The sequence below is a fragment of the Streptomyces sp. C genome, assembly GCF_000158895.1.
GTDB classification, from domain to species: Bacteria; Actinomycetota; Actinomycetes; order Streptomycetales; family Streptomycetaceae; genus Streptomyces; species Streptomyces racemochromogenes.
The window spans coordinates 657508-658540 of record NZ_GG657750.1; the positions used below are offsets into that span (position 1 = coordinate 657508).

General features: G+C 78.8%; 1 pseudogene. It reads left to right on the forward strand.

Annotated features, from left to right (window positions below):
* Nucleotides 1-69: 69 nt before the first annotated feature.
* Nucleotides 70-1033, forward strand: a pseudogene (locus SSNG_RS03095) (MFS transporter); the annotation flags it as partial.

Genomic DNA, 1033 nt, shown 5'->3' on the forward strand with positions numbered 1-1033 from the left:
GGACGCGCACCTGGGGACGGGGCCCGCGTGAGGGAGCGGATCGCGCTGCTCGTCAGCGCCGCCGGGGCGATGCTCGTCGCACTCGACGGCACGGTGCTCGTCGTGGTGCAGCCCGCCCTGCGCCGCGATCTGGGGGCCGGGGTCGCGCAGGTCCAGTGGACGAGCACGGCCTACCTGCTCGCCGTCGCTGCGTTCCTGGTCGTCGCCGGACGTCTCGGGGACCGCTACGGCCCACACCCGGCTGCTGCTGACGGGGGTGCTCGGCTTCGCCGCCGCGTCGGCGGGGATCGCGCTGGCGCCCGGGGTCGGCTGGGTGATCGCGCTGCGCGCCGTGCAGGGGGTGTTCGGGGCGCTGTTGCAGCCCGCGACGCTGGCCCTGCTGCGGCTGGCGTATCCGCCGGAGCGGCTGGGCCGGGCGGTGGCGGTGCGGACCGGCGCGATCGGGGCGGCCGCGGCGGCGGGGCCGCTGCTGGGCGGGGTGCTGGTGGCGCTGCTGGACTGGCGGGCGGTGTTCCTGCTCAACGTGCCGGCCGCGCTGCTGATCGCCGCCCTCGCGCTCGCCGTACGGTTGCCCGCGCCGGAGCCGCGGGAGCCTGGGCGGCTGGGGCCGGCCGGTCCGGTGCTGCTCGCCGTGGCCCTGGCGTCGGCGGTGCACGCGCTGGCCGGCGTACCGCAGGACGGGTGGACGGCCGCGCCGGTGCTGCTCGGGTTCGCTGCGGCGGCCGGGCTCGGGGCGCTCTTCGTCCGGGGTGAGCGGCGGGCGGAACTGCCCCTCGTGCCGCCGGCGGTGGCCCGGTCGCGGCCCGTGGCGGCGGCGGTGGCGTTGCTGCTGGCGGTGTCGGCCGGGATGTTCGGGGCGCTGTTCACGGCCACGTTCCTGCTCCAGGACGTACGGGGCCTCAGTCCGCTCGCCACCGGGATCCGGGTGCTGCCGCTGACCGCGCTGATGGTGGCCGGGGCGCCGTCTCGGGGGCCGCGCTGCGCCGGTACGGGCCCCGGCGGTCGCCCCTGCGGGGACGGCGCTGGTGGTGCT